Genomic DNA, 18,491 nt, shown 5'->3' with positions numbered 1-18,491 from the left:
CAGGGACAATGGATCGCTCCGCCAGCCATACGGCAAGTGAATTCGGGGCCGCAAACCGTCAGAAGGCGTCACGCCTCGGGAAAACCGGCGTCAGAAGCCTGACGTCTCGATCCCGACCGCGTCCGGCTCGCGGTGCAGCTCCTGCTTGACCCGCTCGGCCAGGGTCTTGATGTCCAGCGGCTTGGGCAGGAACGACACCCCGACCTCGTCCTGCAGCAGGTCCGAGAAATCGCTCTCGGCATAGCCCGAGATGAACATAACCGGCGCGTCGCCCAGATACGGGCGGGCCTTCTTGAGCAGGGACGGCCCGTCCAACCCGGGCATGATGACGTCGGAAATCAGCATGTCGATCTTGCCGGCCCATTCCTCCGCCAGCTCCAGCGCCTGTTCGCCATCCTCGGCCTCGATCACCTCATAGCCGCGCTGACGCAGCAGTTTGGCCGCAATCACGCGCACCGAGGCCTCGTCCTCGACGAACAGGATGCGGCCTGCCCCGGACAGGTCCCGGGGCGCGGACTTGGCCTTGACCGCGATCGGCGCGGCCTCGACCAGTTCCTCGACCGTGGCGGCGGGCAGGAAGATGCGGAACGCCGCCCCCGCCCCGGTCAGGTTGGCGACCGTGATATGGCCGCCCGCCTGCTGGGCGATGCCATAGACCGTCGCCAGTCCCATGCCCGTGCCCTCGTTGACGGCCTTGGTGGTGAAGAAGGGCTCGAAAATCTTGTCCAGCAGCTCGGGCGGCACGCCGGGCCCTGTGTCGGACACCTCGATCAGGGCGCTGTCCCCCTCCGGCGCCGCCCGCCAGCCCAGGGTCTGGGCCTGGTCCCGGGTCAGCCGCCGGGTCTTGATGGTGACCACGCCCGCGCCCGGCTCGACCACCCCGCGCATGGCGTCGCGGGCGTTGACGGCCAGGTTCATCACCGCCGTCTCCAGCTGGCTCTTGTCGGCCAGAACCACCGGCAAATCGCGGCCGTAGTCGGTCTCCAGCCGGACGTCCTCGCGCAGCAGCCGGCGCAGCAGCACCGTGAACTCCGACACCAGCTCGCCCAGATCCAGCCGCTCGCGGCGAACCGTGGACTTGCGCGAGAAGGCCAGCAGCTTGCGCACCAGATCCGCCGCCCGGATCGCCGTCTGGCGGATCTCGTTCAGCCCCTCATAGGACGGATCGCCGACCGGATGGCGCTCCAGCAGGCCCGACAGCTGCATCTGGATGGCGGTCAGCAGGTTGTTGAAGTCGTGCGCCACCCCGCCCGCCAGCTGGCCGACGGCCTGCATCTTCTGGGCCTGCGAGAGTTGCAGCTCCATCGTCTTCTGGGCCGAGACGTCGAACAGCCAGACCCGTCTCCGGTCGCCTTCCGGCGCGACATAGAGGTGCAGCATCCGGTCGGGGAAGGCCCTGGGGACCAGATCGACCGGCCCGCTGGAGCCCGCCTCCATCGCCTTGCGCGCCGCCGTGACGCTGCCGGGATCGAACAGATGGCCGAAGGCGGCGTCGCGGGCGGCGTTGGGGCCGGTCAGCACGGCCAGCGCCGGGTTGGGCTCATCGGCCCGGCCGGCGAACAGATCCTCGCCCGCAATCACAGCCGAGCCGAACGGGGCCCCGGCGGCCATGGCCCGGCCTTCGCCATTGTCGGCCATCAGCGGGCGCGAGGACGGCGCCGCCGGGGACGTCAGGGCCGCCTCGGGCGCCTGTCGCACCAGGAACCGCCCCTCGCCCGCCTGACCGATCAGGACCTCGATCTCGCGTGCGCCCAGGGTGATGATGGCGCGGCCCTCGCCGCCCTTCCGCGCCTGGGCGAAGGCCATGTACAGCGCCTGCGCCGGCTTGCCCCGTGCCGTGCGCACATGGGGCAGGGTCGCGGTGGCGCCGTTCTGCCCGGCCCATGCGGCGTTGAAGGCCAGCACCTGCCCCCCGGCCCAGACCAGGGCCGCCGGCTCGGCCATGGCCTCCAGCATCTCCAGGGCCACGTCTCCGGCGGGACGGCGCGCGTCCACACGGCCGAAGGCGAACAGCCCGATCAGGGCTACGGCCGCCACCGTGACCAGCAGGACCAGCCCGGGCGTCGTCAGCGGACCCGCCCGGAAAGCCGGCCAGGCCAGGGCTCCGACCGCCACGGCGAAGCCCACGCCCATCACGACCAGTAACGGATCGAAGGCGCGACGCGACGGACTGTGAACGGCTCCGGTCATGCGACCTCACGGCGAATCAGTGCGCTGATCATATCCCCAAACGCCGTCGTTCTCGCCTCAGGAGAATCCGCGCCGCTTCCGCTTCTGCATGACGAAGCCGATGACCTTGGCGGCGGCCTCGAAATGTTCGCGCGGAATCGTCTCGTCGACATCGACGACGGCGTAGAGGGCGCGGGCCAGAGGCACGTTCTCGACGATCGGAACATCGTGTTCGCGCGCCACCTCGCGGATGCGCAGCGCGACCGCGTCGACGCCCTTGGCGACGCACAGGGGGGCGGCGTCGCCCTTGTCCGGCTCGTATCTCAGGGCCACCGAATAGTGGGTCGGGTTGGTGACGATGACGGTGGCCGTCGGGACGTTCTGCATCATCCGCTGACGGCTGCGCTGCATGCGGATCTGGCGCAGCTTGGCCTTGATGTGGGGGTCGCCCTCGGACTGTTTGTAGTCTTCCTTGACCTCCTCCTTGGTCATTCGCATCTTTTTGGCGAAGCGCAGCTTCTGCCAGATGAAGTCCCCGCCGGCGGTAAAGCCCATGAACACCAGGGTGGCCGCCAGCAGCGACACCGCCAGATCGCGCGCCAGGGGCAGGATGGCCAGGGGGCTCATGGCCGCCAGGTTCTCCATCTCCCGCGCATGGGGCTTGAGCACGAACCAGCAGATCACACCCACGGCGACCAGTTTCAAAAGGGTCTGGGCGAAATGCATCAGGCCGTCCGGCCCGAAGATGCGCTTGAACCCGTTCATGGGGTTCAGCGTCTCCCATTTCGGCTTCAGCTTCTCGGCCGAAAAGATCAGCCCCCCCACCTGACCGACATTGCCGCCCACCCCGCCGAGGATGGTGGCCATCATCACCGCCCCCAGAAAGGGAGCGGCCGCCCACAGGGCCCGCATGCCGATCTCGACCCCGGCGCCGGTTTCCAGCCCGCCGATCATGGTATGGGGCGCGGCGATGAAGGGCAGAAGCTCCTCCGCCATCCGGCCGCAGAACCAGCCGCCGCCGATCAGCAGCACGGCGGAGGCCCCCATCAGGCTCAGGGTCTGCCCGACGTCCGGGGACTTGGCGACATCGCCCTTCTTGCGGGCCTCGTCGAGTTTCCTGCCGGAGGCCTCTTCGGTTTTGGACTCGGGATCGGCGCCTTCAGCCACCGGCGCCTCCCGCCCCTGCCGCAAACACCCGCGCCAGAACGCGGTAGCGGTCGATAAATACTGTGCCCATCACCCCCAGCGACAGGGCGAAGACCGACAGCCCCAGAATGACGCTGAGCGGCGCGGCGGCGAAGAAGACCTGGAACGACGGCATGACCCGGGCCACCAGCCCCGACGCCAGGTTGAAGATCAGGGCGAAGACGATCACCGGCGCCGCCAGCTGCACGCCCAGGGCGAAGCTGTCGGCGACCGTCCGCACCGCCATCCGGGTGAAGTCGCCCATGATCAGCGGCTTCATCGGCGGGATCACCTCATATGATCCCACCAGGCCGGCGATGAACAGGTGATGGGTATTGGTCGCAAAGACCAGAACCGTCCCGAACAGCATCAGGAAGGCGGCGATGGTCGTGCCGGGCTGGGCCTGCAGCGGATTGGCCGTCTGGGCGAAGCTGAGCGTGGTCTGCAGCGAGACGATCTCGCCCGCCGTCGCCAGGGCCGACATGAAGATGCGCAGCATATAGCCGACCATCAGCCCCGTGACGGCCTCACGGATCACCCACCCGGCCATACCCCCGATGGTCGCCGGCAGGGGCGGCAGGCCCGGGGCCACGACGGGCCACAGCACCAGCGAAATCAGCAGGGCCAGCGACAGCCGGATGCGCGGCGGCACATAGGCCTCGCCGATCCCCGGCAAGGTCAGCAGCATGGCCCCGATCCGGGCGAAGATCAGACCGCCGGCCCAGACCTGATCGGCGGTCGCATAGGGTTCCATGCGCGGTCGCTACATCCCCGCGATGCGGGCCGCGATGGTCCGCATGAACCCGCCCAGAAGGGCGCCCATCAGCGGGAGGAACAGCAGCAGGGAGACGAAGATGGCGATGATCTTTGGGGCATAGACCAGGGTCTGTTCCTGGATCTGGGTCAGGGCCTGGAACAGGCCGATGCCGACGCCGACCACCAGACCGACCAGCAGGACCGGCGCACACAGCTGGATCGTCAGCCAGATGGCGTCGCGACCCACATCCAGAACTTCAGCGCCGTTCATCGTCAAACCCCACTCGATACCGGGCAGAAAATGCCGGGAGCGTGGTTAACGGGAGGTTAGGGAGCCGCCGATTGTGCAGACGAACCGCCGCCGTCGCGGGCCCGCATCGCACGCCAGCGGTCGGAGCTGGCCGGGTCGGTTCGACCCCGAACGCGGCCCCTGATCGCGGCTTGCAGCCTGCCGCCCATGCGCCGCCCGCCCGGGACCGCACACCCGGACGACAGGGCGGCCCGCCCTTACGAGCCGATACGGCCCATGCCATATTGCCGCGTCAACCGTCGGGAAGGGTCCGGGATGAGGAAGCGGCTCAAGGGGTCAGCGCCGGAGCGGCCGCGTGGCGCGCCCGCCCGGGCGGCGGAGACCGAGCTGGTCTGCTATGTGCGCGAGGGCTGGACCCCGCGCCTGGCCCCCGCCTCTCCGAAACGCGAATGGATGAGCGATACGCCGGAGAGTTTCGCCTACCGCTGCCTGCCCCTCGCCATCGCCAACACCCACGGCTGGGTCATGCTCAGCCCTTGCGGGTTCAAGGCGCGCTGGCACGGCGGCGTGGACGCCCGTTCGGTCGAGATTGTTCTGGATCCGGGCAGCGACCCGAAGAAGGGTCCGGTCTCCCTGTTCGGCAGCGGCGCCCTGACGTTCCATGCCGACGGCATCTTCCGCACGTCGGAAGGCTGGAACCTCTGGGTCAGCGGCCCGCCCAACGCCATGAAGGACGGAATCGCCCCGATGGGCGGAATCATCGAGACCGACTGGTCGCCCTACACCTTCACCATGAACTGGCGGTTCACCCGTCCCGACGTCTGGATCCGGTTCGAGGAGGATGAGCCGTTCTGCTTCTTCTTCCCCACCCCGCGCGGCGTGCTTGACGGGCTGAAGCCGGAGCTTCGTCCCATGGAGGACCAGCCCGAACTTCTCCAATCCTATGACGCCTGGCGCGACTCTCGCCTCGCCTTTCAGGAATGGGTCAGGAAAACCCGGCCCAAGGCCCCTGCCGACCAGTGGCAGAAACTCTACTATCGCGGCCTGCATCCAGAGGGTCACCCCGGTCCGGCCGACCATGAATCCAAACTGCGGCTGTCGCCGTTCCGCCAGACCGGATCGCGCCGCGTCTGTCCCGTCAAACATGAGGGCGGGCCAAAGCGCGGATGACCCCGCCTGCGGCGAAATGGTCGCCCCCTCCCCCTCACGCCTGCCGGCGGCTATATGCGCCCCATGACTGATCAATCCTACCCGCAAGTCTCCGCCGCCGAGGCCGAGGCCGCCGTCCGCACCCTGATCAAATGGGCCGGGGACAATCCGGACCGCGAGGGGCTGCTCGACACCCCGGGCCGTGTCGCGCGCAGCTACCGGGAGCTGTTCTCCGGCTATGAGACCGACCCCCGCGCCTATCTGGAGCGGACCTTCGAGGAGGTCGGCGGCTATGACCAGATGGTGGTGCTCAAGGACATCCGCTTCGTCTCCTTCTGCGAGCATCACATGCTCCCGGTCGTCGGCGTGGCCCATGTCGCCTATCTGCCGACCGACCGGGTCGTCGGCATCTCCAAACTGGCGCGGGTCGTGCGCGGCTTCGCCCGCCGCCTGCAGATCCAGGAAAAGATGACGGCCGAGATCGCCGGCGCCATCCAGGAGGTGCTGCGCCCCCATGGCGTCGGCGTGGTCGTCGAGGCCGAGCACAGCTGCATGACCCTGCGCGGCGTCAACGCCCCGGGGACGACCCTGACCACCTCCACCCTCCTGGGCCTTTTCAAGGACGACCCCCGCACCCGGGAGGAGTTCCTCAGCCTGACGCGGCGGCGCTGAGCCCGTCGTGATGGAGTCGGTCGATCCCTGCTGGCGTCCTGCCGACCTGGACCGACTGGCGGCAGGAGGCGACGCCGAAGCTGAACACCGGGCGGCCCTCCTGGCGGGCATCGGTCTGGGCCGCCCCCATGATCTCGCCACGGCCCTGCGGCGTCTCGGTCGTGCGGCTGAACGGGGGCACGCCGTGGCGCAGGGCAGTCTTGCGGTCCTCGAGGCCGAACCCGGCGGCCTCGAGGCGTGGCTGCATCCACCCGCCCCGCGCCTCGTCAGCGAACGGCCGCATGTGCTGGTCTGCGACGGCTTCGTCTCGCCCGCCGTCTGCGACTGGCTGATCGCCCGCGCGCGGCCGCATCTGGCGCCGGCGCGCGTCTATGATCTCGACACGGGCGAGGGCCGGGTCGAGGACGTTCGCTCCAACACCGCCCATGCCTTCGACCTGGCCGGCACCGACATGGTTCTGGTGCTGCTGCGCGAACGGATCGCGCGTCTGGCGGGCCTGCCGGCGACAGGTTTCGAGGCCAGTCAGGTGCTGCGCTACACACCGGGCCAGAAGTTCGACTGGCACGTCGACTTCCTCGATCCCGCCACGCCGGGCCATCGCGAGGATCTGGCCCGGCGCGGCCAGAGGATCGCCACCTGCCTCGTCTGGCTGGACCACGACCATGACGGCGGTGAGACCGCCTTCTCCGCCCCGGACCTGAAGCTGCGCGGCCGCAAGGGCGACGCCATCCTGTGGGCCAATGTCACGCCGGACGGCCGCCCGGACCCGCTCAGCCGCCACGCCGGCCTGCCGCCCGCGCGCGGCGAGAAATGGGTGCTGTCGCAATGGATGCGCCCGTTCGCGCCGCGGCGACCCGAGCGCGCCTGAAGCCTCGGGTCCAGCTTCGGCCCGGCCCTTGCGACCATAGGCTCGAAGGAGCCCTGCCGATGGCCTGGACCGCGATTTCGACCCGAAATGAGACACCGCCGATCGCACGCGGCGGGTGGCTGGACGCCCTGCGTTTCATCGTGGCCTCGTTGATCATCCTGCACCACTTCCAGGCGGCCGGCCCGGCCCCCCTGGCCGAACTGATCAATCCGGTGTTCGAGCGCGGCGGTTTCCTGCTGACCAACTTCTTCCTGATCGACAGCGGCTATGTGCTGATGCGGGTCTATGGCCGCTCGATCGGCGATGGACGGATGTCCGCCGGCGACTTCTTCGCCAAACGGTTCCTGCGCGTCTATCCCGCCCATCTGATCATGGGACTGTCCCTTGTCGCCTTCGTGGTGGGCGCAGGGGCCCTCGGTTTCGCCCCGCGCAATCCGGAATGGTTCGCCTGGGACCAGTTGCCGGCCCAGCTGACCCTGACCCAGGCCTTCGGCGTCCACGGCGGTCTGGGCTGGAACGCTCCCAGCTGGTCGGTGTCCGGCCTGATCGGCTGCTATCTGGCCTTCCCCTGGATCCTGCGCGGCCTCGCCCGTCCCGGCCCCTGGACGGTTCTGGTCGCCGTCGTCGGCCTGTATCTCCTGGCCAACGCCCTGACCCACGCCCTGCTGGACTTTCCGGTCTATCAGATGCCGATGAAGTTCGGCTTCTGGCGCGCCCTGCCCCTGTTCGTGCTGGGCATGGGTCTGGCGGTCTTCACCGAGAAGGTCTGGGTCGATCCGCGCCTGGCGGGATGGATCGGCGTCGGCGCCGCCCTGACCCTCGCCGTCGTCCAGTTTTTTGACAAACACGCCCTGCTGTCCCTGACCCTGATCAGCCTGATCCTCCTGGCCGCCGGCGCCGTGCCCGTCACCCGGCCGTCGAAGCTGGTCGAGCGCCTGTCGGTGGTGTCCTTCTCGATGTTCATCACCAATGAGCCGGTGCGCATCGTCTGGTTCGGCATCGTCAATGCCGTGGAGGCGCGGCTGCCCCTGCCGGTGTCCGTCCAGTGGGGTCTGTGGGCGCTGGGCGTCGCGGCCGCCTTCGCTTTCGCGTTCCTGTTCCACAGCCTGATCGACCAGCCGATGCAGGACCGGATCAAGGCATGGCTGAAATCGCGTCGCCGCCGCCCGGCCCCGGTCGAACGCGGCGCGGTGGTCTCACTGGAAGGCTGACGTCCCGGCCAGGATCAGATCGGCATCCGCATGATTTCCTGATAGGCGGCGATCACCTGGTCGCGAACGGCAATGACCGTCTCCAGCGAGGCCTCGGCGCTGGACACCGCCGTCACCACGTCGATCATACTGCCCTGGCCGCGAATGGCGCTGGTCATCTGGCCCTCGGCGGCCTTCGTCGTCTGGGTCATGTCGCCCATGACGTTCTGCAGCAGTTCGCCAAAGCCCGGCGCCGCCGTCGGGGTCGCCCCGCCGGCCGGCATCCCGCCGCCCTGGACCGCCGCATAGGCCTTTGCCGCCATCATGGGGTTCATGGATCAGCTCCTCAGCGCTTCAGGATGTCGAGGGTGCGCATCTCCATCGAGCGCGCCGTCTCGATGACGTTCAGATTGGCCTCATAGGCCCGTTGCGCCTCGCGCATGTCCATCGCCTCGATCAGGGTGTCGACGTTGGGGCGCAGCACATAGCCCTCGGCGTCGGCTGCCGGATGCGAAGGATCATAGTCGCGCTTGAAGGCGCTCTGGTCTGGCCGGACCTCGGCCAGGACCACCCCGGTGGCGCCGTCCACGTTGCGGGCCTCGAACACCGGGATCTGGCGGCGATAGGGCTCGCCGCCCGGCGTCTCGGCCGTCGACTGGGCGTTGGCGATGTTCTCGGCGATCACCCGCATGCGCGACTGCTGGGCCTTCAGGGCGCCTGCGGCCACGGCCATGGCGGTGTTCCGGGGCGGGACGGCGTCGGTCATCGATCAGCTTTCCTCAACCGCCCGGCTTCCGGGCGGCCATGCGGAGCATGGTCATGGATTTCTGGTACAGGCCGATGGCGGCGTCATAGGCCATGCGGCTCTCGGCCATCTTGAGCATCTGCTCCTCGACCACGACCGAATTGCCGTCCAGCGTCGTCTCGGAATCGGGCGCGGACCGGCTGGAGAAGCGGGCGACGCTGGCGTTGGCCGGTGCGATGTGCATCGCGCTGGTGCGGGTCATCTGCAGCCCGCCGCCGGTCCGCAGCGCCTCGGCGAAATCGGTCGGGGTCTTCAGATCCCGCGCGGCGTATCCCGGGGTATCGGCGTTGGCCACGTTCTGGGCGACCACCCGCTGACGGTCGTCCAGCCAGGCCAGACGGCCCTTGATCTGGCTCAGCAGCGGCAGGTCGGCATAGCCCACGGCGCACCTCCGTGCGGATGACCTCGCGGTCGATGGGCAGAAAATGCCGCCTGCATGGTTAATGAGTGATTATCTCAACGGCCCGTTAACCACGTTGACCGAAGTCTGGGGCCCTCACCCGGGGCCGGCCGACACATGAATTTCCTTGATCTCGCCCGCGCCATCTTCGGCCTTGCCTTCGTGCTCGGCCTGATCGGCCTCGCCGCCTGGGCCGCCCGCCGCTATGCGCCGCAACTGCTGGCCAAGCTCAGCGCCGAGCGCGGCGAGCGCCGGCTCAAGGTGGTCGAGACCCTGGTTCTGGATCCCGCGCGCCGTCTGGTGCTGGTCCGGATCGACGATGAGGAGCGGCTGATCCTGCTTGGCGAGGGTCGCGAACTGATCGAGCCCCGGCTGCCCGGAGGCGGCAAGTGACCCGCAGCCGCCCCGCCCTGTTCGGCCTGCCGACGCGCGATGAGCTGAAACGGGCGGCCCTGCTGTCGCTGATCACCACCCTGGTCTGTCTGGCCTGGCCGCTGGCGGCCATGGCCCAGGACGCGGTCCAGAACGCGCCGGGCGCCGGCGCCGCGATCAATGTCGATCTCGGCTCGGGCGCCGGCCTGACCGAGCGGGTGGTGCAGCTGGTCGGGCTGATGACCGTCCTGTCGCTGGCGCCGTCCATCGTCATCATGACCACCAGCTTCGTGCGGATCGTGGTGGTTCTGTCGCTGCTGCGGACCGCCCTCGGGATGCAGCAGTCGCCGCCGAACGCGGTTCTGATCGCCCTGGCCATGTTCCTGTCGGCCATCGTCATGGCCCCGACCTGGCAGGACGCCTATGATTCGGGCATCCGTCCCCTGATGGATCAGCAGATGGAACTGCCCCAGGCCTTCGACGCGGCGTCAGAACCTGTGAAAACTTTTATGCTGGCCCAGGTGGATCCGGACGACCTTGCGCTGTTCACAAGACTATCGCGGATCGAGGCCCCGGCCGACATGCAGGAGCTGCCGCTCAGGGTCGTCACGCCCGCCTTCATGATCAGCGAGCTGAAGACCGCATTCCAGATCGGATTTCTTCTTTTCGTTCCGTTCCTTGTGATCGATCTGGTGGTCGCCAGCGTGCTCATGTCCATGGGTATGATGATGCTGCCCCCGGTGGTGGTCTCCCTGCCCTTCAAGCTGATTTTCTTCGTGCTGGTGGACGGCTGGAGACTGGTCGCCGGCAGCCTGGTCCAGGGCTTCCAGACCCCGCCCGGATAGGGCTGTGTTCCCGCCCTGTGGGCGTTTCCGGCGAGGCGACGCTTGCCAACCCCATCGAAAAGCTGGTTGATCCCCCGGTCATCGTCCGGAATCGGGCGAGTTTTTGGAAACGACCCATATGACCACTCAAGCTGAACTCATCGCCGCCGTCGCCAAGGACGCGGGCGTGTCCCAGGCTGACGCCGGCCGCGTGCTGGAAGCCATCGTCAAGAACATCCATTCGTCGCTGATCGACGGCGGCGACGTTCGTATCTCGAACCTGGGTGTTTTCGACACCGCCGCCCGCGCCGAGCGCGAGGGCCGCAACCCGGCCACGGGCGCGACGATCAAGATCGCCGCCTCCAAGGCCGTGCGCTTCCGCGTGTCCAAGCCGCTGAAAGACGCCGTCAACAAGTAGGCGTCGCCCACGCCGGATCCCGGCGCAGGCGCACGGGCGGAAACGGTTCGGCCGTTTCCGCCCGTTTGCGTTCAGCCGCCGGTCTGTTTTCTGAAGTCCGCCTTCATCGCCGAGACCCAGCCGGCGAAGGTGTCGACCCGGGCTGTGAGGCCGGCCAGGTCCTGGGGGGCCGGGCCCTCCTCGCCGGCGCTGGCGGTATCCAGCGCAATCCGCATGGCCGCCGCGGACCGGGCGCGTTCGATGAACGGGCTGTAGTTCCGCGACAGTCGGGCCAGGGCCGCAGCGTCCTGGCCCAGCGAATAGCCGATGCCGGCGCGGATCACCCGGCTTTCCTCGTCGGCCGTCAGCGGCGTCGCCGTGTCCCTGAACCGGTCGCCCATCCGCTGTTCATAGATCTTCGCCGCCCCGGCCCAATTCTGCTGCTTCCACAACACCTCGGCCCTGACATCCTGCGCTGCGGGGCTGACGTCGCGATCCAGGGTTTCCAGCGCATGGTCAAACCGGCCGAGGTCCATCAGGGCCCGGGCCTCAAGCGCGCGGCGCTCGCTGTTCATCGCCGTCGGCAACAGGGTGGTGCGCGAGCCCCAGAGCGCCTGCAGGGCCTTCTCGGGCTGGCGGTCCATCAGATAGACGGTGGCCAGATCGGTCGCCACCTGGGCCTTGGCGACGCCCTCCAGCCGCTCGTCGACCTGGTGTTTGAGCAGTTCCGCCGCCGGGCCGAGCAGATCGACGTCGATCAGCCGCCGCGCCAGCTTGCGCACCATTTCCTCGCCATCGGCGCCGATGGGCGTCAGATCGCGGAAATCGAAGAACAGGCCGAGGGCCTGGACCGGCTGCATGCCGTCCGCGGCCCCCTCAAGAAACAGGGAGCGGAAGGCATTGGCGAGATCGGCCTGCAGTTCATTGGCGCCCGGCAAGGCGCTCATCCGCTTGCCCGCGCCGCGCAGAACCTCCAGAGCCTCGCGATAGCGGCCCTGTGACAGATAGAGGCCGCCGAGGGTGCGGATCACCGCCATTTCGGTGGCGTCCCCCCGCCAGCGCCATTTCAGATGTTCGAGCTCGGTCGCCGCCGCATCAGGCTTGATCTGCCCCTTGGCGAGTTGCAGCCTGACTGCGCCCAGTCTGGCGGGCGTGGCGATCCCGTCGAGGGGGGCCCGCGCCACCGCCTGATAGACCGCCAGGGCCCGGTCGCTCTGACCCTGAAGCTCGAAAAGCCGGGCCTGCACCAGCCGCGCCGTGAGTTGATCCTCAGCCGGCGCCGTCTGGCTGAAACTGTAGGTCAGCAGCGCATTGGCTGCCGTCAGATCGCCCAGCTCGAGCGCCGCCAGGGCATGGGCCGCGCCAAAGCGGGCGCGCCAGACGGCGGGAAACTGGTCGATAACCGAAGCGCCCGCAGCGAAGTCCTTTCGCGCCGCTTCCCAGTCGCCGCGCTGACTGGCCAGATACCCCTGCCAGACCTTCATGGAGGGATCGCCGGCCAGAGATCCCGCCGACAGGTCAGCCGCCGCCTCTTCGTGGCGACCGATGGCGGCCCGGGCCGCGCCGCGCAGCCCGCGAAGTTCCGGCTCGCCCTGGAGACTGGGCGTTTTCTGCACCATGGCGTTGATCACGCCGATCGCCTCGAACTCCAGACCCGAGGCGATCAGGAACCGGGCCAGGCCCATGCGCGCCTCGATCGGCGTCCGGGGATCGTCTGTGGCGAGGATGGTTTCCTGAACCGAGGCGTCCTGGAGAGCCTTGTAGCGCGAGGCGAAACCCTCGGGACCAGCGTCGGCCCATTCGGTCAGGATGAGTGCGGGATAGGGGGCCTTCCTCGGGGCCCCGTTTTCCGTCTGGGCGACATCCAGGGTCGCCGAGGGCGGCGACATGGTCAGCCCGGCCGGCCGGCTGACCACCACCCGGTCGCCCTCGGTGCGAATGGTCAGATCATCGGTCAGGGTTTCGACCGCCAGCCCCTGGGCGGTCGGCAGAAGGGTCGCATCGACGGTGCGCCGTTCCGACCCGAAGCCCTTTCCGGGCGCCCGGGCCGTGACGGCGGCAAACCGGTCGCCGACCATGGGATCGGTCAGCCAGATGGCCCGTGTCGCACCGGCCATGGTGGCGACCAGCGACGTCCGGGCCGTATCATCCCGCGCCACGCCGATCTCGGTGGCGGCCGGGGTCGGCTCGCCGCCCACGGTGACGGTCCAGTTGGCGCCCTGCCCCGAGGCAGAGACGGCCAGACCCTCGCGCGCCGTGATGCGCACCACCGTATAGTCGGGACCGACCGCCCAGCGCGCTTCTCCGACAGCCCCGGACGCCCGGCTGGTTTTTGGCAGGGACAGACGCGCGGCCGTATCGAAGACGATCCAGACGGCTCCCCCGCGCCGGAACACGGCGGCGCCGACCGGCGCGCCCCATTCAAAGCTGAAAACCGTCCTGGCGGCATCGGCGGTCGCTGTCACCGGGACCACCCCGCCAGCCGGCACAGCCGCCGTCGCGGCGGCCGCCGGGGCGGCATCGGTCGCATAGAGATTCAGCCAGACAGCGCCGTCGGCGACCCCGGTCCGGGCCTGGGCCTCTGGCTTCAGCGTAAGGACCAGTTCGGTGGCGCCCGGGACCGCGCGGGTCTCGACCTTTTCCACCCCCGGCGGCGGATCGTTTTTCAGCCGGCTGATATCAGGGGCGGCCGTGGAGCCTATGCGAACGATCACGGCCTGACCGTCGCGCCGGACGCGGGCGCGTGAACCGATGACGCCCGCGAACTCCAGGCGGGTGAAGCCGTTATTGGCGCCGACGTTGATCGTGACCGGATCCAGGGCCCGCGAGGCCTCCTGGGCCAGCACCGGGACAGCGCCCAGCAGCGGGGCGAACGCCACCGTCCCCATGGCGCCCAGCGCCACGGAGGCCCTCGCGAGTGATTTTCTCGAGGATGCGCCTGCCATCATCATCCACAATGCCCGGGCCGGCGTTTCAACCCCGTTAATGAAACCCGCCTGAACCAGGGCGGATGTCACTCATCGGAGACTGCGATGATCGCCACACTGTCCGCCCTTCCGTTTGCACTCGCCCTGCAGACGGCTCCGCTCCCCGCCACACCCGGGCCGACGGCCCTGTCCGGCGCCTGGAGCGTCGACCTCGGGGTCGACCCGGCGCAACCCTATCGAAAGCCCATGCGTCTGCGGCTCGCGGAGGACGGCCAGGTCACCGGGGACTTCTACGACAGCGAGATCCTCGGCGGGCGCTGGAAGGCCCAGAATGGCCGCCTCTGCGTGTCGTTCCGCACCACGGACGGCGCAGGCCCCTATCACACCGCCGCCTGTTTGAGGGGCGATCGGGTGGAGGGGCAGACCTGGGCGGAGCAGCGCAACTTCGTCTTCGTCTGGACGGCCGACCGGATGGCGGATTGAGGCGCGGGCGCGACAGCCCGCCCCTTGCAATCCCGGCGCTTGAGGCGGACACCGGCGGCCACAGGAGCCCCCCATGACCGAGCCGACCGCCTATCCGCCGCTCAGCACCCTTTCCACGGGCATCCGCTGCCGTTGTCCGCGCTGTGGCGAAGGCCCGCTGCTGAAGGGCTATCTGACCATCCGCGACCACTGCCCCGAGTGCGGCCTCGACTATGGCTTCGCCGAGCCCGCCGATGGTCCGGCCTTCTTCGTCATGTCCGGCGTCGGCGTCGTCGGCATGATCGCCTTCATGGCCTTCGAGTTCACCGTCCATCCGCCGGTCTGGGTGCATCTGGCCCTCACCTTCCCCCTGATCGTCGGCCTGTGTCTGGGCGTATTGCGCCCCTTCAAGGGCTGGCTGGTCGCCGAGCAATATGTCCACAAGGCCGCCCCGCCCGAGTGGCAGAGCATCGGCAAACACGGCGACGGATCGAACTGGCGCTGACCCTCGCGCCGGCACAGCGTCGGCAAGACAGGTCCGCCCGGCGGATTTGGTCCGGAGCTGATGTCTCCGGGAGACAGGTATCCAGGGTCTCGCCCGGCCAAGCAAAAAGGGCCGGGGTTGCCCCCGGCCCTCTTTATAGTCTGGGAAGATCCGAAGATCAGGCGGCGGCTTGCTCGGCCAGCCGGGCCTTGACCTGACGCTTGATCTTGCGCGCGGCGTCGGACAGCTGCTCGTCGCCAGCCTTGACGATATAGGCGTCCAGGCCGCCCTTGTAGTCGAGGGTGCGAAGGGCGGCGTTGGAGATCCGCAGGGTGTAGGACTGGCCCAGGGCCTCCGACGCCAGCTTGACCTTCTTCAGCGACGGCAGAAAGCGGCGCTTGGTCTTGACGTTCGAGTGGCTGACGCTGTGGCCAACCATCGGACCGATACCGGTCAGTTCGCAACGACGCGACATGTGACTATCCTCAAAGGCGGCGACCCGCAGCAGCAGCGGACGCAAGAAACGGAGACGCGCGGGACGACATCCCGCGCGAGAGGGGGCCGTATAGAGGAGAGTCCCTTCCCGCGTCAAGGCGGGATCGCCCTGACGCCCGGCCGTTCATCCTGTTCAGCCCCTGTTCAAATCCCGCCATATATAGCGCCCATAACCCGGATCGTCCGGAACGCAGAGACTGACCATGATCCGCCTCCCCCGCCTCGCCCTGATCGTCGCGCCGGCCGCACTCGGCCTGATGGTGCTGGCCGCCCCTGCCGGAGCCCGCCAGACGGCCTCCAATGCGCCGCCCGTCCTGCCCGGCTATTGGGAATACACCACCAGTGCCATCGGGGATCGCAAGACCGAGCAGAAATGCGTCCGGCCAAGCGAGATCAACCGCTTCTTCGGGGGGCTGTCGACGCGGCGGTGGACCTGCACCTATCCTGTGCGCGAGGTCAGCGACGGCCGCGCCCGGTTCGAGGGCAGTTGCCGCGACCGCAAGGACCGCCGGGTCAACGTCCGGCTGAACGGCACATACCGGCCCGAGAGCTTCACCTTCAACGGCGGCGCCCAGCTGGTGCGCGGCACCCCCTATATCCCCGCCTCGATCACGGCGCGCCGGATCAGCGCCGCCTGCCCGGCGAATGCGGAATATTTCTGAGCCCCGGGCTTGGGGCTTCCACGAACGGAAAAGGCCCGGGATCGCTCCCGGGCCTTCTTCGTATCCGGATCGATCCCTGAAGGATCAGGCCGCTTCGGCCTCGGCGTCTTCTTCCGCAGCCTCGGCCGCTGCAATGACAGCCTTCTTGGCGCTCAGCGACTTGGCCAGCAGCTCCAGGGCGGCGTCCTTGTCGATACGGTTCGAGGCCGCGACTTCGCGGGCCATCCGGTCCAGCGCCGATTCGTAAAGCTGACGTTCCGAATAGGATTGCTCGGGCTGGGTGTCGGCGCGGTAGAGGTCACGGACCACCTCGGCGATCGAAATCAGGTCGCCGGAGTTGATCTTGGCCTCATATTCCTGGGCGCGGCGCGACCACATGGTGCGCTTGATGCGGGCGCGGCCCTTCAGGGTCGTCAGGGCCTTGGTGACCACATCGTCGGCGGCCAGCGAGCGCAGGCCGGCGGTCTTGGCCTTTTTGGTCGGGACGCGCAGGGTCATCTTCTCGTGATCGAAGGTCACGACATAGACCTCCAGCGACATGCCCGCGACTTCCTGGGTCTCGACGGCCGCGACCTTGCCGACGCCATGCGCCGGATAGACGACAGCGTCGCCAACCTTGAATTCCAGACCGGTCTTGTTCGTCATGTCATTCCTTTCCCGGCTTCAGCGGCCGGGGGAAGCGAAGGCGCACTCGGCGACAACAGGTTTCGTCCGCCGGAACGCTGGGCGCGCCGTCGGAGACAATATCCTGGACGTCAAATGCGGAAACGGATCACCCAACCTCTGGCCGATCCCGCCTGCAATGGACGGGATTCTGTCGCAAACTCGGGCGGCGCACAGAATGTGCGGACCGCCCGATCCAATGTGGGGAACATATCACAAAAGCGCGGTATTTCAAAACGTCCGGGCACGAATGCCTTGCAAAATGGACTGCGTCCGCAATGCGGCGGGAAATTCCAGAGCTCCACAACGCGCGGAATTCAGGTTTTCAGGAGCCCTTTCCGGGCTTCGTGCTGAAGTATTTCTCGAACTTGCCGGTCTCGCGCTCAAACTGCTCGCGATCAGCGGGGGGCGTCCCCTTGACCGTGATGTTGGGCCAGACCCTGGCGTATTCGGCATTGACCTGCAGCCACTTGCCGTCGGGCTCGTCCTCAGTGTCGGGCACAATGGCGTCAACGGGGCATTCCGGCTCGCAGACGCCGCAGTCGATGCACTCATCCGGAGCAATCACGAGAAAATTCTCGCCCTCGTAGAAGCAGTCCACTGGACACACCTCCACACAGTCCATGAACTTACATTTCACGCAGGCATCGGTGACGATGTAGGTCATGGCGGCAGGGAACGCAGTCGGTTGGGAGGGTTGAGCCCGGGCAAATGACCCTCGCACGGGGTGCTGTCAACCGAACGGTTCTGAATGCGTTGAACAGCAGAACTGCGGCCTGCCGGGCGCGAGCCCTATTTGCATCAGTAGTGCTTACAGATACAAACCCCCATCCCCCACGGAGTTGAAATCCATGTCGTTCCGCAAACCGCTCACCCGCTACGTCCTTGTCAGCGCCGCCGCCCTCTCGCTGGTCGCCGGCGGGGTGGTCGCCCAGGCCGCCCTGACCAAGGTTCCGGCAGAGGTCACGGCCGGCGCCTATGACCTCGATTCCGGCCACGGCAAGATCACCTGGTCCGTCAATCACCTCGGGTTCTCGACCTACTACGGCCAGTTTGTGAACGTGAAGGCCGAACTGAAGCTCGACACCGCCAACCCGTCGGCCAGCACCCTGACCGCCACCATTCCGCTGACAGATGTGAACCCGGCGGACGACCGGCTGAAGGCCCACCTCCAGACCGCCGACTTCTTCGACACCGCCAACCACCCGACAGCGACCTTTGTCTCCCGTTCAGTGACCGTCGATGCCGACGACGCCAACGAGGCGACCGTGGTCGGGGACCTGACCCTGCGCGGCGTCACCAAACCCGTCACGATCGAAGTCGAGTTCAACCAGGCCGGTCCGTCGATGGGCGGCGTTTACAAGGCCGGATTTGACGGCGAGGCTGTGATCAAACGCTCGGACTTCGGCATCAACTACGCCCTGCCCGCTGTCTCGGACGAGGTGAAGCTCCACATCGAGGGCGAGTTCGTCCTCAAGAACTGATCGGCGAATACAGGGCGCGGGCCTCCTCCGGGGGTCCGCGCCGTTCGCCCAGGGCCTCGACCCGCACCGAGGTCACACGCCCCTCGATGACGAAGGTCAGGTCATCGCCGGGGTGGACGCTGCGGCTCGGCTTGTCCAGCCGCCACTGCCTGCCCTGATGGGTCAGCCGCACCGCGCCCCGTTCCACGAGATCGGCGGCCAGTGCCCGCGTCCTTACGAACCGCGCCCGCCAAAGCCAGACGTCGATGCGGCACGCCTCAGTCACCGGGCCGCGCCT

The 18,491-nt window shown here is 68.0% G+C and carries 23 protein-coding genes; 11 read left to right on the top strand and 12 right to left on the bottom strand.

Translation table 11 applies throughout. The annotated features are described in order from the left end of the window. Nucleotides 1-90 precede the first annotated feature (90 nt). From cckA to fliQ, 4 genes are read right to left on the bottom strand one after another with little or no spacing between them, the layout of a single operon-like run. A complete protein-coding gene (cckA, locus tag ACW17W_RS04620; RefSeq protein ID WP_492079566.1) occupies nucleotides 91-2,190 on the bottom strand; it encodes a cell cycle histidine kinase CckA in 2,100 nt (699 codons plus the stop codon). 57 nt (nucleotides 2,191-2,247) lie between these two features. Next, on the bottom strand, nucleotides 2,248-3,336 hold the full coding sequence (gene flhB, locus ACW17W_RS04615; protein ID WP_492079565.1) for a flagellar biosynthesis protein FlhB: 1,089 nt from the start codon (nucleotides 3,334-3,336) through the stop codon (nucleotides 2,248-2,250). Beyond that, on the bottom strand, nucleotides 3,329-4,108 hold the full coding sequence (fliR, locus tag ACW17W_RS04610) for a flagellar biosynthetic protein FliR (RefSeq protein ID WP_492079564.1): 780 nt from the start codon (nucleotides 4,106-4,108) through the stop codon (nucleotides 3,329-3,331). Before fliR ends, flhB begins: the two co-directional genes overlap by 8 nt. Before the next feature lie 9 nt (nucleotides 4,109-4,117). Beyond that, on the bottom strand, nucleotides 4,118-4,381 hold the full coding sequence (gene fliQ, locus ACW17W_RS04605; protein WP_492079563.1) for a flagellar biosynthesis protein FliQ: 264 nt from the start codon (nucleotides 4,379-4,381) through the stop codon (nucleotides 4,118-4,120). A gap of 294 nt (nucleotides 4,382-4,675) precedes the next feature. Here fliQ and ACW17W_RS04600 point away from each other — a divergent pair, with 294 nt between their 5' ends. The 4 genes from ACW17W_RS04600 (at nucleotide 4,676) to ACW17W_RS04585 (ending at nucleotide 8,260) form a co-directional block, all read left to right on the top strand. Beyond that, complete coding sequence (locus ACW17W_RS04600) at nucleotides 4,676-5,530, top strand: DUF6065 family protein (protein WP_492079562.1); 855 nt, start codon at nucleotides 4,676-4,678, stop codon at nucleotides 5,528-5,530. 63 nt (nucleotides 5,531-5,593) lie between these two features. Next, complete coding sequence (folE, locus tag ACW17W_RS04595) at nucleotides 5,594-6,181, top strand: GTP cyclohydrolase I FolE (RefSeq protein WP_492079561.1); 588 nt, start codon at nucleotides 5,594-5,596, stop codon at nucleotides 6,179-6,181. A 10-nt stretch (nucleotides 6,182-6,191) separates the two neighbouring features. Next, entirely contained in the window at nucleotides 6,192-7,049 is an 858-nt protein-coding gene (locus tag ACW17W_RS04590) for a 2OG-Fe(II) oxygenase (RefSeq protein WP_492079560.1), read from the top strand. A 59-nt stretch (nucleotides 7,050-7,108) separates the two neighbouring features. After that, nucleotides 7,109-8,260, top strand: a complete 1,152-nt coding sequence (locus ACW17W_RS04585; RefSeq protein ID WP_492079559.1) for an acyltransferase family protein — start codon at nucleotides 7,109-7,111, stop codon at nucleotides 8,258-8,260. A gap of 14 nt (nucleotides 8,261-8,274) precedes the next feature. Here the strand turns inward: ACW17W_RS04585 and fliE are convergent, their stop codons facing one another. The 3 genes from fliE to flgB are packed head-to-tail and all read right to left on the bottom strand — an operon-like array spanning nucleotide 8,275 to nucleotide 9,426. Then, nucleotides 8,275-8,574, bottom strand: a complete 300-nt coding sequence (gene fliE, locus ACW17W_RS04580) for a flagellar hook-basal body complex protein FliE (RefSeq protein WP_492079558.1) — start codon at nucleotides 8,572-8,574, stop codon at nucleotides 8,275-8,277. Nucleotides 8,575-8,585: 11 nt separating this feature from the next. Next, nucleotides 8,586-8,972 carry a flagellar basal body rod protein FlgC gene (gene flgC, locus ACW17W_RS04575; RefSeq protein ID WP_492080258.1) on the bottom strand — a complete coding sequence of 129 codons (387 nt, stop codon included), beginning with the start codon at nucleotides 8,970-8,972 and terminating at the stop codon, nucleotides 8,586-8,588. A 46-nt stretch (nucleotides 8,973-9,018) separates the two neighbouring features. Next, complete coding sequence (gene flgB, locus ACW17W_RS04570) at nucleotides 9,019-9,426, bottom strand: flagellar basal body rod protein FlgB (protein ID WP_492079557.1); 408 nt, start codon at nucleotides 9,424-9,426, stop codon at nucleotides 9,019-9,021. Between the two features lie 135 nt (nucleotides 9,427-9,561). Between flgB and ACW17W_RS04565 the strand changes: the two genes are divergently transcribed. The 3 genes from ACW17W_RS04565 to ACW17W_RS04555 all read left to right on the top strand — a co-directional run bounded on the left by ACW17W_RS04565 (nucleotide 9,562) and on the right by ACW17W_RS04555 (nucleotide 11,058). Next, nucleotides 9,562-9,837, top strand: coding sequence for a FliO/MopB family protein (locus ACW17W_RS04565; protein WP_492079556.1), 276 nt, complete (start codon nucleotides 9,562-9,564; stop codon nucleotides 9,835-9,837). Next, nucleotides 9,834-10,661: a flagellar type III secretion system pore protein FliP gene (gene fliP, locus ACW17W_RS04560; RefSeq protein WP_492079555.1), complete on the top strand. Its 828-nt coding sequence runs from the start codon at nucleotides 9,834-9,836 to the stop codon at nucleotides 10,659-10,661. The genes ACW17W_RS04565 and fliP overlap by 4 nt, the downstream gene beginning before the upstream one ends. A 118-nt stretch (nucleotides 10,662-10,779) precedes the next feature. Then, nucleotides 10,780-11,058, top strand: coding sequence for an HU family DNA-binding protein (locus ACW17W_RS04555; RefSeq protein WP_492079554.1), 279 nt, complete (start codon nucleotides 10,780-10,782; stop codon nucleotides 11,056-11,058). A 71-nt stretch (nucleotides 11,059-11,129) separates the two neighbouring features. On the opposite strand, the gene ACW17W_RS04550 is transcribed toward ACW17W_RS04555, so the two are convergent. Continuing rightward, on the bottom strand, nucleotides 11,130-13,940 hold the full coding sequence (locus ACW17W_RS04550; RefSeq protein ID WP_492079553.1) for a tetratricopeptide repeat protein: 2,811 nt from the start codon (nucleotides 13,938-13,940) through the stop codon (nucleotides 11,130-11,132). Between the two features lie 129 nt (nucleotides 13,941-14,069). Between ACW17W_RS04550 and ACW17W_RS04545 the strand changes: the two genes are divergently transcribed. Both ACW17W_RS04545 and ACW17W_RS04540 read left to right on the top strand, forming a co-directional pair. Beyond that, nucleotides 14,070-14,447, top strand: a complete 378-nt coding sequence (locus ACW17W_RS04545) for a hypothetical protein (protein WP_492079552.1) — start codon at nucleotides 14,070-14,072, stop codon at nucleotides 14,445-14,447. Nucleotides 14,448-14,520: 73 nt separating this feature from the next. After that, nucleotides 14,521-14,931: a DUF983 domain-containing protein gene (locus ACW17W_RS04540; protein WP_492079551.1), complete on the top strand. Its 411-nt coding sequence runs from the start codon at nucleotides 14,521-14,523 to the stop codon at nucleotides 14,929-14,931. A gap of 157 nt (nucleotides 14,932-15,088) precedes the next feature. Here the strand turns inward: ACW17W_RS04540 and rpmB are convergent, their stop codons facing one another. After that, entirely contained in the window at nucleotides 15,089-15,385 is a 297-nt protein-coding gene (rpmB, locus tag ACW17W_RS04535; RefSeq protein WP_492079550.1) for a 50S ribosomal protein L28, read from the bottom strand. Nucleotides 15,386-15,608: 223 nt separating this feature from the next. Between rpmB and ACW17W_RS04530 the strand changes: the two genes are divergently transcribed. Next, on the top strand, nucleotides 15,609-16,067 hold the full coding sequence (locus ACW17W_RS04530) for a DUF3617 domain-containing protein (protein ID WP_492079549.1): 459 nt from the start codon (nucleotides 15,609-15,611) through the stop codon (nucleotides 16,065-16,067). A gap of 84 nt (nucleotides 16,068-16,151) precedes the next feature. Here ACW17W_RS04530 and ACW17W_RS04525 read toward each other — a convergent pair whose 3' ends face one another. Both ACW17W_RS04525 and fdxA read right to left on the bottom strand, forming a co-directional pair. Next, nucleotides 16,152-16,712 carry a CarD family transcriptional regulator gene (locus tag ACW17W_RS04525; protein WP_492079548.1) on the bottom strand — a complete coding sequence of 187 codons (561 nt, stop codon included), beginning with the start codon at nucleotides 16,710-16,712 and terminating at the stop codon, nucleotides 16,152-16,154. A gap of 343 nt (nucleotides 16,713-17,055) precedes the next feature. After that, entirely contained in the window at nucleotides 17,056-17,397 is a 342-nt protein-coding gene (gene fdxA / locus ACW17W_RS04520; protein ID WP_492079547.1) for a ferredoxin FdxA, read from the bottom strand. Between the two features lie 184 nt (nucleotides 17,398-17,581). Between fdxA and ACW17W_RS04515 the strand changes: the two genes are divergently transcribed. Further along, nucleotides 17,582-18,214 (top strand): YceI family protein, encoded by a 633-nt coding sequence (locus ACW17W_RS04515; RefSeq protein WP_492079546.1) that lies wholly within the window; start codon nucleotides 17,582-17,584, stop codon nucleotides 18,212-18,214. On the opposite strand, the gene ACW17W_RS04510 is transcribed toward ACW17W_RS04515, so the two are convergent. Next, nucleotides 18,204-18,479, bottom strand: coding sequence for an RNA-binding S4 domain-containing protein (locus ACW17W_RS04510; protein WP_492079545.1), 276 nt, complete (start codon nucleotides 18,477-18,479; stop codon nucleotides 18,204-18,206). The genes ACW17W_RS04515 and ACW17W_RS04510 overlap by 11 nt on opposite strands. Nucleotides 18,480-18,491 lie beyond the last annotated feature (12 nt).

It is taken from the genome of Brevundimonas sp. FV1ye29L (assembly GCF_058681095.1).
This window is presented reverse-complemented; position numbering and strand designations above follow the sequence as displayed.